Source organism: Methanosarcina sp. WWM596, from assembly GCF_000969965.1.
GTDB lineage: Archaea > Halobacteriota > Methanosarcinia > Methanosarcinales > Methanosarcinaceae > Methanosarcina.
This window is the reverse complement of record NZ_CP009503.1, coordinates 624,602-638,500: the sequence shown is the minus strand read 5'-3', so window position 1 is coordinate 638,500 and position 13,899 is coordinate 624,602. Positions and strand designations below refer to the sequence as shown.

Here is a 13,899-nt window from a genome sequence, read left to right as displayed (position 1 = left end):
GCCTGAAAACTGACCATTTTGTTACAGTATCATTATTAGAAGTTAATGTTACAGTATAATTATTAGAAGCTAATGTTACAGTATCATTATTAGAAGCTAATGTTACAGTATCATTACTAGAAGCTAACGTTACAGCATCATTAGTAGAAGCTAACGTTACAGCATCATTAGTAGAAGCCAATAATTGATAGAAAACTTGAAGAATTCACTATCCAATTCACAAAGAGGTAAGTAAGAAAATGCACTTCAGTCTTGGAATCGACGCAGGAGGCACCTATACTGATGCCGTAATCATAAGAGATTCTGATGGAAAAGTAGTTGAGTCGAGCAAAGCCCTGACTACCTACCCCGACCCCCTGCCAGGAATGAAAAATGCAATTGACCAACTGGACTCCAGCTATCTTAAGGATATAAAGCTCGTATCCGTGTCCACCACTCTGTCCACAAATACGATTCTGGAGAACACCGGATTTCCGGTAGGGCTGATCATGGTCGGAGACTATGTGATCCCGGAAAACCTTCCAACAGACTACTGGGTAGCGGTCTCGGGCGGGCATAACAGCGACGGAGAAGAACTAAAGGCCCTGGACCTTGGTTTGGTAGAAGACTTCGCCCTCAAAGTACAGGATAAAGTTTCTGCTTTTGCGGTTTCTTCGTATTTCAGCAACCGAAATCCAGAGCACGAGTTTGCCGTCAAAAAAGCCGTGAAGGAACTTACCGGGCACCCGGTTGTTTGCGGGCATGAGCTGTCCCAGGATCTTGGAGCCTATGAAAGAGCTATAACTGCTTTCCTGAACGCTCAACTAATCCCAATTACCCATAAGTTTATCCAGTCAATAATCAAAGAATTTGAAAGCCGCAGGATCAGCACAAACATGCTGATGCTGAAGTGTGACGGGTCAGTAGTTGGAATAGAAGAGGCTCTGGAAAAACCCATCGAAACTATCTTCTCAGGACCTGCTGCAAGCCTTGTGGGTGCATCTCACCTCAGCAGACTTGAAACATGCGCTATGATTGATGTTGGCGGCACGAGTACGGACGTAGCCATGATGCAAAACGGGCTCCCACAGCTTAGCAGTTCAGGTGCGGTAGTCGGAGGCTGGCAGACCCGCGTAAAAGCTATCCGTATGGAGACCTCGGCAACCGGAGGAGACAGCCACATATGGCTTAAGGGGGACAGGCTCAACTTAGGCCCCCGCCGGGTTATTCCTCTCTGCAGGGCTTCTGTCATATATCCTGAATTCAGGGAGAAACTTAAGCATAACAGGGTATCAAAAGGTTACCTCTGTGAAAACATCCAGGTAACGAAATTTTTTGTCCGTACAGATTTTAAGCCTATTGAACTGAAAGCAAGAGAAAAGGAGATATATAGGCATATAGGGAAAGAGCCTGTTTCCTTCGGAGACCTGCTAATAGCACTGAAAAAACGTCCTTCACCTTCAATTCTCGATTCACTGATACAGAAAAGGCTGATTCAGGCTATAGGTTTTACACCCACCGATGCCCTGCATGTCCTTGGGGAATATACCGAATGGGATGTGGAAGCTGCAAGGATAGGGGCATATATACTTGGGAGGTCTCTGAAACTAAGCCCGGAGGCTTTTAGTGCTGAAGTAAAACGGAGGGTTGCACGCAACATTGCCGAAGACCTTATTGCATATTTGATAGAGGGAATGCCCAGAAACGAAATTTACAGAGTACTTATGGGAAAGAACTTTACACGCTTCAGCGTGGAAATTCCTGTTGTCCTTCTCGGGGGACCCGTCGGAGCATATGTTGAAGACCTGAGAAAACTGATTAATGCAGAGTTCATAGTTCCCGAACACGCTGATGTTGGCAATGCAGTTGGCGCCCTTGTTGGAAAAGGAATTAAAAGGGTTGAGATTCTCATAAAAACAAGACTTGTCCCCAAATCCAGGGAAGAAAAAACTGAAGATGAAGGGGAATACGACACAACTCCAGAGAATGAAGTTATAGAAAGTACCCTTCAACAGGAAAAGAAAAAAGAATTTATTGTGTTTTCCCCTTCAGAAAGGAAAAAATTTGACATATACAGCGCTGCCCTGGAATATGCAGAAAAGCTGGGAAGACAGCTTGTCATGGATTATATGGTAAGTGCAGGGCTTGAAAAAGAGGACATAAAGATAGATGTCAGCAGGAAGCACCTGGCACCCACAGGCTGGACAGACGTGCCTATGGAAACAAAACTTATCTATGTAGGAGTAGGTGTTCCGAAGAATACCCATGCAGTCTAAAAGAAAAGGCAAGAAGTAATGGAAATTACGATTACACATTATAAAAGGAAATATATATATATTGTGACATAACTTCACAAATCAGACTAAAAAAGGTAATGAATAAAACTAAAAGAAGATATAGATCGCCTAAAATTGAGTAAAAAATGGGGCTGTTTTGACAATGCAATATAGTCTGGGTATTGACGCAGGTGGAACATATACTGATGTGGTTATCTTGAGGGATTCAGACAGCAGTATCCTTGATACAGGCAAAGCAGTTACCACCTATCCAAATCTTATGACCGGAATTCGGAACGCAATTGACAAGTTGAACCCGGAATATCTTAAGAAAGTAAAACTCGTGTCGGTTTCCACAACTCTCTCAACAAATACTATAATGGAAAGGACAGGGTATCCTGTTGGACTGATCCTTGTAGGGGACTACACCATTCCAAAGGAGCTGCCAGCCGACTACTGTATTACAGTGAAAGGGGGGCATGACAGCAATGGAAACGAACTCCACCCCCTTGACATCACAGCTGTAGAACAGTTTGCGGTAAGTCTAAAAAATAAAGTATCTGCATTTGCCGTTTCTTCCTATTTTAGCACCAGAAACCCGGAACACGAACTGAAGATAAAGAACATAATCCTCAAACTTACAGGGCATCCTGTAGTTTGCGGGTATGAACTCTCCCAGGAACTTGGAGCTTACGAAAGGGCAACAACCGCAGTTTTAAATGCTCAACTAATTCCCATAACATACCAGTTTATCCATTCCATCATGTCTGAAGTAAAGGAAAGAAAGCTTGATGCGACGGTTCTTATGTTAAAATGTGACGGCTCAGTTATAGATATCAAAGGAGCAAAACTGCGCCCGATCGAGACTATTTTTTCCGGCCCCGCTGCAAGTATTATGGGGGCATCACATCTTTCAGGGCTTGACACATGTGCTGTGATCGATGTTGGAGGGACGAGCACAGATGTTTCTATAATTAAAAACGGCGTGCCAGAACTCTGTGAGAAAGGGGCAATTGTTGGAGGCTGGCAAACCCACGTAAAAGCTATAAAAATGGAAAGCTCCGCAAACGGAGGAGATAGCCATGTTTGGTTCAAGAAATGCATAAGGATAGGGCCAAAAAGAGTCATTCCCCTCTGTTTTGCCGCGATAAAATACCCCAACTTTAAAGAAAAACTTGAAAAGAATCCCATCCCTTTAAGGACAATGCTTAATGAGCATATCCAGCCCACCAAGTTTTTTGTAAGAACCGGAGTAATACCCGTCAACCCCACAGAGAGTGAGAAAAAGCTGCTGGAAGTTATAGGAGACGAACCAATTTCTATCCACGAAATATTAAATAAAATGAAGCGTGTTCCTTCTCCTGCAATCCTTGATTCCCTGCTCAACCAGCGGATGATCCAGGCAATAGGCTTTACGCCCACTGACGCCCTGCACGTCCTTGGGGAATATACGGAATGGGATGTAGAGACTGCCCTGATCGGAGCAAAAAAACTTTCTCGCTTTACTCAAATGGGAGTGCATGTCTTCTGTAAAAAAGTAAAGCATCAAGTTGCCAGAAATATGGCTTACAGCCTGATGTCCTTTATAATGGAAGGAAAGGGAAAAGATGGAATAAAAATGATGCTGGAAGAAGAGGTTCCTGTCCAGTACAAGGTAAATATTCCCATCGTTCTGCTAGGAGGACCAGTAAAAGCCTACTATGGGGAACTGAAAGCCCTCATAGATGCAGATATTATTGTTCCCGAGCAGGCGAGCGTAGGTAATGCTGTCGGAGCTCTCGTAGGAAAAGGGATTAAAAGAATTGAGATAACTATCAAGCCTTACTCGATGGATAATCCAAATCAGAATTTCCTTGTATTTACCCCGGCAGGAAGAAAAAAGTTTGAGCAATACAGGGCTGCAGTGGAATTCGCTCAAAAAACCGGGGAAGAGATGATTCTGGATTCTATGAAAGCTTTTGGACTTCCGAAAAGTTCAGTAAAGATAGATACCAGCATAGAATATCTCGTCCCTCCAGAATGGAAGCACACTCCGATGGAGACAAAGATAATGTTTGTCGGAGTTTGTACTCCCGGGTTTCCAATTGACTGAATTTTACGATTATACTCCTAGAAACAGGTAGTTCGAAAAAGTGCTGGAGAATTTTTGACTTTGAAAAAGAATAGCCAAGGAACCTGCCTGCCGGAAAGAAGGACCGGCGGCATATCGCAGCTTTTTATACTGCAGGAAGTAGGGAGATATGGAATCTTCACTTATTGATCTTGTTTTTCGCTCCGATAAAAGAAAAAACCTTCTTATACTGCTGGATCGCGGCTCAAAAAGCATTGATGAAATCAAGGATGAACTTGATGTTACTGCCACATCGATTCTTCCCCAGATAAAGAAACTGATAGATAACGATCTCATCGTCCAGGAAGACCGGATGTATAAGCTTACGGTACTTGGAGAGTTCATAATCAAAAAGGTAAAGCCACTGATCAGTGCCCTTGAGGTTGTGGAAAAAAATAACTGTTACTGGACAGGCCATGACCTGAATTCAATCCCCCGCCACCTTCTGGAAAGAATTTCAGAGCTTGGAGACTGCACTCTCATAGAGCCGGACCTGAACCACTTTTATGAACCTTCCCAGAAGATTATTGATAGCATGGCCAATTCGAAGATAGTTTCAACCCTTGCTTCATATTTTAATCCTGCCTATCTGCCCTTATATGTGGAGCTTGGCCGAAAAGATGCTGAACTTTCTCTTAATTTTACACAGTCTGTCTGGGACCATCTTTCAAACGAGCACTCAAGTATGATAAAAGAGCTAATGAGCATGGATAATGTGAGCCTTTACATCTCTAAAGAGGGAATAAAAATTTCTGAAATTACGGTAACTGATAAAATAATGCTCCTTGGGCTCTTTGATAAAAATGGAAAGTTCGACCAGCAGTTTATTCTGAGCTTTGAACCTGCTGCCCTGCGCTGGGGCCAGGAATTGTTTGACTATTTCAAGAGGCTTTCCAAACAGGTAAATAAAATCTAACTTAAAAAGGACCATATAAAAGGAGAGGTACTGATGAAAAACCCCAATTTATTAAAAATATAACTATTGTCTTGCTCTTCAGGCGTGTGAAAAAAAGATAGATCAAAGTTTTGCCGGATGAGACTCAGATATTGGGACATCAAAAACAAAAATAATGAAATATTATTATATATCTTATAGTAGTAGTTTGTTAGATAAAAATGGCAATTTTCAGAATGACCCTGCAGTTCTTAATCTGAGGTACTTTTTCTACAAAAGTACTTCTTCCATAAAAAGTGATAATGGCAAGGGAGAAAGGTAAGAGAAGTGTATAAACTTCTGGTATAGAGATATATACAATGTTAGATATAATGGAATGAAACATAAGAGAGGGAATCAGATGGAATCATCATTACTGGATGTTCTCTTTCTTTCAGAAAAAAGGAAAAACCTTCTTCTGCTGCTTCTGGACGGACCCAAGACCATAGAGGAAATTAAAAACACACTCGAGGTACGTTCAAGTCCGATAATGACCCAGATAAAGATCCTGATGAAACAGGATTTAATTATCGAAAACAACAGGCTCTACAAACTCTCCAGTATAGGAGAGATTCTTGTCCTCAAGATGAGAGCAATACTTGAAACTTTTAATGTCTTCGATAAAAACCACGATTACTGGATAAACCAGGATATGACATCAATTCCTCCTGAATTCCTGGATAATATCGGAAAGCTTGGAGACTATAGTGAAGTAAACCCTGACAGGAACCACGTGTTCGAGTATCCAAAGGAAGTCGTAAAGCACCTTTCAGAATCTGAGAAGGTGATGATCTCATCTTCATTTTTCCTTCCGATCTATCCTTCGCTCTGTATAGAGCTTGCGGCAAAGGGTACGGATATTACACTTGTATTCACTGAGTATGTTTATGACAGGATGCTTAATGACTACAAAAAAGAGCTTGAACATTTCCTGAACTTAAAATACACTAAACTCTATGTCTGCAACAACAACAATATGAAAATCGCATCAAGCATAGTTACAGATAAATTTATGGCTCTATCCCTCTTTTGCAATAGCGGGATCTATTATAACCATAACCTGGTAAGTTTTGACGAAAGCGCACTTAAATGGGGAAAGGAACTTTTTGAACATTATAAAGGTATGGCAAGGCCGATTACAAAGGTCTGAGAGAGATTCTCCCCTCCATAAAAATTCCAGGTTAAAAATAGCTCTTAAAAAGATTAGCCTTAAAAAGATTAGCCTTAAAAAGATTAGCTTTAAAAAGATTAGCCTTGAAAAGATTAGCTCTTAAGAAGCACTGCGCGGAAAGCAGTTAATGGATCCTTTTCCGCAGAGAACTTCAATAGAACTTTATTGCAACAACTGTAATACTTCTTTTCGTAGGGAGTTCATAAAGAGCCTGAAATATCTGCCTGTGAACGGATAGTATCTCACTTACCGCAGATGTACACAAATAAGAAATTAATTGCCGATTTGTCCGATATTCTCAATATTATGGCGAGTTTATTTTTAACCCGTGATCATATTGAGAATATAGATAACATTTTTGTGGATTTCTGCGGAAGGTCGATAGTATGACGGGTTTTCATCTTTAATTCGTATTGCTTTTTAACTGAAACTCTACCCTACCACGTAGAAATCTTAGATCAGTAGAAAAAACAGTGGTTTTTAAAAAATTTGAGAACAAAGGTTCTCAGTTCACCCTGACCGTAACATTCATTTCCGGAACATCTTTTACAGTGAAAAGGTATGTTCCTGGAGTATTAAATGTGTAGCTATAAGGGACTCTGTAAGCCAGGTTCTGATCTGGAAAAAGATCTTCTTCGCTTACCAGGACATAAGTTCCCTGCCTTTTTTTGCTCCACCAGGAAACTGTATCCCCTGCCGAAATATCCAGTTCTGAACGCGTTACTGATTGCATTGTCGCATTATAATACTCAAGGTAAATAATATGAGTATTTCCAGACCCGGAAGCAACATTTTCCTGTGGTACGTTTTCTTGCAATTCTGTTGCTACGGATTCTGAAGCATCGGATTCCTCAGTCGCTGTCCCCGCATCTTCCTCAGCACAGCCGGAGGCAAATAAGAACACAAACACCAGAAGTAAAACCAAGATTTTTCCTTTCATAGATATCATTATCTTTCAACCTTTATAAAACAAGTTCGCTTCTAGTTATTAGATTGTAAAGATATTTAAAACAAACAAAAAAACGTAACTATTCAGCCTGGGAAAAACAACATCAATAGCCATCTGTATTAAGATTCAATAAGCAAATTTCTGAGAATTGATTTTATTTGATTGTTGGCTATTGATTGCGTTTTTTCAATTTTCATTGGTTAGTAATCAGACATATCGGTTTCATCAAAATCGGTATCAATCAACTGATTTTGGCATACTGAATAGTTACAAAAAAACAAAAAAACAGAGATAAAAGGAGAAATAACAAGAGAAATAAGGTAACAGAGAGGAAAAAAGGAAAAGAAATAAGCAAAGAAATAATGAAAAAATAACGAAAATCGAAAATAAAGAAAAAATAACGAAAATCGAAAATAAAGAAAAAATAACGAAAATCGAAAATAAAGAAAAAATAACGAAAATCGAAAATAAAGAAAAAATAACGAAAATCGAAAATAAAGAAAAAATAACGAAAATCGAAAATAAAGAAAAAATAACGAAAATCGAAAATAATGAAAAAATAACGAAAATCGAAAATAAAGAAAAAATAACGAAAATCGAAAATAAAGAAAAAATAACGAAAATCGAAAATAATGAAAAATTGACGTCCCGACTGAGACTTGAACTCAGGTCTAAGGCTCCGCAGGCCTCAAGGATATCCACTACCCTATCGGGACGCAAGCGAGCACCACTGATAAGCACATTCTAGAATATAAACTTTGTTACTCAAAAAAAGACTGTCTCTGCAGCTCATCTCTCTGTTTTCCCTGAAAATGGAGGAAAAAACCTATTTCCACGACTTCAATATCAATAAAGATTAAATGCAACAAGCTCTTTTTTATAATTTATGTCGATGACCATAGGCCTTGCAGGGAAGCCCAATGCGGGCAAATCCACCTTCTTCAAAGCTGCTACCCTTGCAGATGTTGAAATTGCAAATTATCCCTTCACAACTATCAACGCCAACCACGGCGTCACATATGTTCAGGCTGAGTGCCCCTGTAAAGAGAAGGAAAAAACATGTGGAAAGTGTGTGAACGGCATAAGGCTTGTTCCGATTGATATCATTGACGTTGCGGGGCTTGTGCCGGATGCATGCAAAGGAAGAGGACTTGGAAACACTTTTCTGGACGAGCTCCGGCAGGCTCAGGCAATAATTCATGTTGTAGATGCCTCAGGCGGGACAGACGCTGAGGGCAACCCTGTAGAAATAGGAGATCATGACCCTCTTGAGGATGTGGTTTTCCTGAATAGGGAAATTACCATGTGGCTCTATGGAATTCTGGAAAGGAACTGGGTGAAGCTCTCCAGAAAAATCCAGGCAGAAGGGTTAAAACTTGAAATCGTAATTTCAGAACAGCTTGCAGGGGCAGGGATAAAGGAATCTCACGTAAACGCTGCCTTAATTGACACTGGGCTTGCAAGGGTGGATCATATTAAATGGACTGAAGAAGATATAATCCAGCTCTGTGACACTATGAGAGAGATCAGCAAACCCCTGCTTATCGCTGCAAATAAGGCAGATATTGCCCCAGGAGAAAGCCTGAATAAACTCAAAGAGCTTGACAGACTAGTAGTCCCTACGAGTGCAGCAGCCGAACTTGCTTTGAAATCAGCGGCAAAAGGTGGAATAATCAGGTATACGCCGGGAAATGGAGACTTCGAGCTGCTTACAGAAGATCTTACAAAAGCCCAGAAGAAAGGGCTTGAAGCCATCCACAAAGTTATTGAACGGCTTGGTACCACCGGAGTTCAGGAGTGCATAAACAGGACTGTCTTTGAACTTCTTGACCTTATAGTAGTATATCCCGTAGAAGACGAAGGAAAATGGTCCGACAAAGTAGGGAATATGCTGCCAGATGCTTACCTTATGAAAAGAGGTTCTACCTGCCACGACCTTGCATACCAGATCCATACCGAGATCGGAGATCGTTTCCTTTATGCGGTGGACGCAAGGACAAGACTCAGGCTTGGTGAAAAACACGAGCTGAAAAATGGGGATGTAATCAAGATAGTATCTACTGCAAAATAATCGTAACTATTCAGCCACTGATAAAAAGACGTTTTTTCAGCAAAGTGCTGCAATTATCAGGATAATAGCGGCGCTCCATTGAGCGCCGCTAGAATAGCATCCATTACATTCATGCCATTCTTTTTAATTGAGGATATGTATGCCCTAATTCTGCAGAAAGCTACCGCTCCTTCTATGCTTCGGAAAGTTCCCGAAATTTTCTGTTGTAGCTTCATCATTCTGATGTCTCGCTCTGCTTGATTGTTATCAAACGAAACTCTCAGGTTATTGAGGAATCTCAGAATCGGTTCTTTGTGTATTATGAACCTATCAAGGAGATTCTTTGCTTTTGTTTGTGCTGGTCTTCCTCTCTTTTTCACCTGATCTTTTGAGGGCTCAGGTGGTGGATTTTCCTCGATTCCGTCTTGAATTATTGCATCGTATACTTCCTCGAATTCCCGAACTTTTTCTGGATCTATTGGAATTTCCATCTCTCTGCATTCATCAGTATACTTTTTCATCTCACTGAGGAGTTCATTAATCTCTTTAGCCCATTGCTGTTTAAAATTCTCTTCAATCCCAGTAAGTTCCCTTTTAAGATGAGCGTTGCACAGAGCATGTTCACATCCATACTTGTTGTATGAAGCAAGCCCATCATGAACTGCTACTCCCTTGTATTGCGGAAGAAATCCCAGAGCATCCATTGCTTCTGTCCCTCTTTTTGGGTGTGCGAAATAGTAGGTCCATAGACTATTTGATACTACATGAAGCCACCATTTTGTCCCTAAAATTCTCATTCCTGTCTCATCACAATGTGCAGAATAGGAAGCTAATAGATGTTCCATAACAGCTTTTTCAAAAGGTTTCAGGTTCTGGAAACATTTCTTTCTGCTCTTTTTATGGTAGCTGGGCTGATACGTATACCGTATACATCCTCTACTAAATCACAAGTCCTTTCATAAGGAATCAATTGATAGTTCCTAAAATACAGAATTGAGGCTAAAAGACGAGGACCATATTGAATTGGGAATTTTATAGACTCTGGAAAAGAGCCTTTGTTAACTTTCCCACAGTGAGGACACTTCTTGATTTCACAACGATGTTCAGTAAATATGATTTTTGCAGGAGGAATTTCAGCTTCTTGTCTGCGTTCATAGTCATCAACTTCAGTATCTTCAAGATGATGACCACAATTTTCGCAGCAGTCCGGTGAATGGACTATGACCTAATCAGGGTTTTCAACCATTTCAAAAGTCTTTCCAGGATGACCTTTTTGGCCACCAGCTTTTTTGCCACTACTTGTGTGGCGACCCTTAGGTTTAGGTTTCTCATTACAAAAAACATCAGTAGAAGGAGGTTTACTGCTATTTTGGCTGTTTTGATTCAAACGAGCCTCTAAAACTCTTACACGTTCTTCAAGTTCAGAAATATGAGAAGCTTGTTTCTCCATGATAGCTTCATATCCTTGGATTTCAACAATAACTGCTTCAGGACCAGCTTCATAGGTTACAAGGATTTCTTCACGTGTAAGCATGATGTTGAAAAAGAGAGTTATTTTATATGCAATTTTTCCTCGGAAAGAGGAAAAATTGCTTTTACTAAAGGTATGGCTGAATAGTTACAAATAATCTGCTGTAAAACTAGACGAAAAAACCTGCATACCTGAGAAAAACTTGAAACAGGAAATGAACAATGAAAAACAAATACCAGGCCATTTAAGGCTTTTTTAGAAGGAATACTTGATGGAACTGCTTTCTTTTGGTTATCTTCTCTATGAAAAGTACCTGGCCTGGCAAATAACGAGGTCAACTACAAAAACCCCGGCACATGTGGCTATCATACTCAAGGAAACCGATCTTTTTGAGCTTAAAGGGATGGAAAAACTCCAGGCTGCGCTCCTCACATTAAAAGGGTTTAAGATAGAACTTGTGAGCATGTATGTGGATATTCTTAAGACTGACCAGCAGGTGAAAATCGAGCTTGCGTCAACGCTTGGAACCATATTGGAAGAAAGTTTCATGGATCTTCCTTCCGGAACAGGTTATGAAATATATGGCCTTGAAGGGGAAGTTAGGAGCAGCCGACCGGGCAGGGATTTTTTTGTATACGTATCACTTGGTTTTGGAGGAAGAGGGGAGATCACCAGGGCTGTACTTTCTATTCTAGATGATGTTAAGGCAGGAAGTATCAGACCGGAAGAAGTGGACGAAAAAATGCTTGAATCACACCTCCTTGTCAAGCATGAACCTGATATAATGATCCGTTCGGGCGGGCAGAAACTTTCGGATTTTCTTGTCTGGCAATCCGTCTATTCGGAACTATATTTTACGGATGTCAACTGGAAAGAGATACGGAAAATAGACCTTCTGAGAGTGATAAGGGATTTCCAGAAGAGGCAGAGAAGGTACGGAAGGTGAGAAGAAATGGAGTTTAGAGAAAAACCCGGATACCCTCTTTATGTTGTGGTAGTATGCCCTAAATGCAGGCAGCATGCCCAGATAACAAAGGGCGGGAAGAAAAACCTTAGATGCCAGCACTGCGGAGCCCTCCTGCAGGCGCGCAAACTCAGAATATTCGGCTCTTTTGAAGAATTATCCGAAGCTGTGGACTTCAGGACCCGCTTACAGGCTGAACTTTCCGGGAAAGGGAAAGAAACTTTTTTCCTGAAAACCTTTCCGAAAGAAGCTGAAAGCTCAACTTCCGAAGTTCAAGCTGTGAAAAGAACAGCTCAACCGGGGTCCGGAATTTCTCCTGGAAGCACAGCCTCTAAAAAAGACCAAAAATCAATCCTCAATGAAATCCTTAAGGTTTCAAATGGGAAAATAAGAATTGAAGAGTTTTGTGAGAAAGCTATAGAAAAAGGAATAAGTCAGGAGAAATTTGAAGTAATTCTGAAGAAACTTCTTGAATCAGGAGAGCTTTACTCTCCCGAACCTGGAATTGTAAAGCTTGTATAATTTATGAATAGAAGAAAAAGTTAATACAGAAATGGAAAAGAAAAAGTTAATACAAAAATGGAAAAGAACTTTTTGTTATCCGGAAAATTCTCTTTTCCTAAATACTCAGCAGGCAGTTATTGTGAACTCAAATAAGACAAACTTATATTAAGTACGAAAAGATTTACTATAAATGAGTATTTAAAAGCAGGATTAAATCCATTTTAAACTATCGAGAAATAGCCAATTACATTCAAAAAGAATCAAATTAGATTCAAAAAGAATTATACTGATCCGGGATTTACCGAAAAATTCATAGCGGCGTCCCGGCAAACTGCTTACTGAAATCACTTAAATTTACTCATTGAGCCCACACACAAAATAATTCAATGTGTGAGTTTCGTGGTTTTATCACGATTATTCGTAAAGTTCACGGAATAAATACAGGGTATAACGGTGTTATAAACATGATGGATCCGCAAATAGAGCGAAAACTCATTGAAATCATGAGGGTGATTCACGAAAGTGACAAACCTATAGGTGCCCGGGCAATAGCTGACGAATTGAACAACCGGGGCTATGATATAGGAGAGAGGGCTGTCCGCTACCACCTGAGGATCCTGGATGAGAGAGGGTTTACACACAAACACGGATATGCCGGGCGTACGCTTACAAGTCTTGGAGAAAGCGAAATGAATGATGCCCTTATAGGGGACCGTTTTGGTTTTGTAATATCCAGGATCGAAGAAATGGCATTCAGGACCACATATACCCCCGAAACAGACAAAGGGGACGTCGTGGTAAATATTTCTTATTTTGACAAAGACGACTTCGAGACTGTTATTAATCTAATATCTTATACGGCTCATTCAGGGTATATGATAAGCCCGAGGATAAGAATATTTGAAGAAGACTCGGAACCTGAAATACCCCTTCCCCCTGGGAAAATAGGAATTGCTACCGTATGCAGTGTCACTTTTGATGGGCTTCTCCTGAAAGCAGGTATCCCCGTAGAACCCGCTTATGGAGGATTACTCCAGATAGAAAACCATAAACCGGCACGTTTTCTTGACCTGATCTCCTACAGTGGGACTTCCATTGATCCAATAAAGATTTTCATGAACAGGGCTCCTACCTCAGTTCTTGAGGTACTTGAAAAAGGGGAAGGAAAAATCCTAGCCAATATGCGGCAGATAAACGCCTCTGCTCATAATATGGCAGAAGAAATTTTGAAAAATGCAGAAAAGGTGGGTCTTGCAGGCTGTATCACTACAGGAGATATTGATGAGTTTTTACTTGGAGCTCCGGTTGAAACCGGAAATTTCGGGGTTGCGGTAGTCGGAGGGATTAACGGGATCTGTGCCCTTGAGGAAACAGGAATTGAAATTGAAACAAACCCGATTTCCACTGTACTGGATTACCAAACAATGTCAGAAATATGAACGGACAACTTAGAATAATTAAATGCGCAATAAAATGCACAATACTGAAAAT

The 13,899-nt window shown here is 40.6% G+C and carries 9 protein-coding genes, 1 tRNA gene and 1 pseudogene; 8 read left to right on the top strand and 3 right to left on the bottom strand.

Features of this window, described 5'->3' with window-relative positions; translation table 11 throughout:
- Window positions 1–239 precede the first annotated feature (239 nt).
- The 4 genes from MSWHS_RS02840 (at window position 240) to MSWHS_RS02825 (ending at window position 6,449) form a co-directional block, all read left to right on the top strand.
- Window positions 240–2,255, top strand: coding sequence for a hydantoinase/oxoprolinase N-terminal domain-containing protein (locus MSWHS_RS02840; protein WP_048125864.1), 2,016 nt, complete (start codon window positions 240–242; stop codon window positions 2,253–2,255).
- Between the two features lie 163 nt (window positions 2,256–2,418).
- Window positions 2,419–4,347, top strand: coding sequence for a hydantoinase/oxoprolinase N-terminal domain-containing protein (locus MSWHS_RS02835; RefSeq protein WP_048125862.1), 1,929 nt, complete (start codon window positions 2,419–2,421; stop codon window positions 4,345–4,347).
- Between the two features lie 148 nt (window positions 4,348–4,495).
- Window positions 4,496–5,281, top strand: a complete 786-nt coding sequence (locus MSWHS_RS02830; protein WP_048125861.1) for a winged helix-turn-helix domain-containing protein — start codon at window positions 4,496–4,498, stop codon at window positions 5,279–5,281.
- A 379-nt stretch (window positions 5,282–5,660) separates the two neighbouring features.
- Window positions 5,661–6,449, top strand: coding sequence for a winged helix-turn-helix domain-containing protein (locus MSWHS_RS02825; protein ID WP_048159534.1), 789 nt, complete (start codon window positions 5,661–5,663; stop codon window positions 6,447–6,449).
- A gap of 526 nt (window positions 6,450–6,975) precedes the next feature.
- Here the strand turns inward: MSWHS_RS02825 and MSWHS_RS02820 are convergent.
- Both MSWHS_RS02820 and MSWHS_RS02810 read right to left on the bottom strand, forming a co-directional pair.
- The gene (locus tag MSWHS_RS02820) at window positions 6,976–7,410 is read right to left on the bottom strand and encodes a cell surface lipoprotein (protein ID WP_048125858.1); all 435 of its coding nucleotides are present in this window, start codon (window positions 7,408–7,410) and stop codon (window positions 6,976–6,978) included.
- A gap of 653 nt (window positions 7,411–8,063) precedes the next feature.
- Window positions 8,064–8,135 (bottom strand) — tRNA-Arg (locus MSWHS_RS02810).
- A 170-nt stretch (window positions 8,136–8,305) separates the two neighbouring features.
- On the opposite strand from MSWHS_RS02810, the gene MSWHS_RS02805 reads away from it, so the two are divergent.
- Window positions 8,306–9,490, top strand: coding sequence for a redox-regulated ATPase YchF (locus tag MSWHS_RS02805; protein WP_048125857.1), 1,185 nt, complete (start codon window positions 8,306–8,308; stop codon window positions 9,488–9,490).
- A gap of 56 nt (window positions 9,491–9,546) precedes the next feature.
- Here MSWHS_RS02805 and tnpC read toward each other — a convergent pair.
- A pseudogene (gene tnpC, locus MSWHS_RS02800) lies at window positions 9,547–11,003 on the bottom strand (IS66 family transposase).
- A gap of 208 nt (window positions 11,004–11,211) precedes the next feature.
- On the opposite strand from tnpC, the gene MSWHS_RS02790 reads away from it, so the two are divergent.
- From MSWHS_RS02790 to MSWHS_RS02780, 3 genes are all read left to right on the top strand, one after another.
- On the top strand, window positions 11,212–11,886 hold the full coding sequence (locus MSWHS_RS02790; protein WP_048125855.1) for an undecaprenyl diphosphate synthase family protein: 675 nt from the start codon (window positions 11,212–11,214) through the stop codon (window positions 11,884–11,886).
- A 6-nt stretch (window positions 11,887–11,892) separates the two neighbouring features.
- On the top strand, window positions 11,893–12,426 hold the full coding sequence (locus MSWHS_RS02785; RefSeq protein WP_048125852.1) for a DUF5817 domain-containing protein: 534 nt from the start codon (window positions 11,893–11,895) through the stop codon (window positions 12,424–12,426).
- 446 nt (window positions 12,427–12,872) lie between these two features.
- A complete protein-coding gene (locus tag MSWHS_RS02780) occupies window positions 12,873–13,847 on the top strand; it encodes a DUF128 domain-containing protein (protein WP_048125850.1) in 975 nt (324 codons plus the stop codon).
- Window positions 13,848–13,899: the final 52 nt, after the last annotated feature.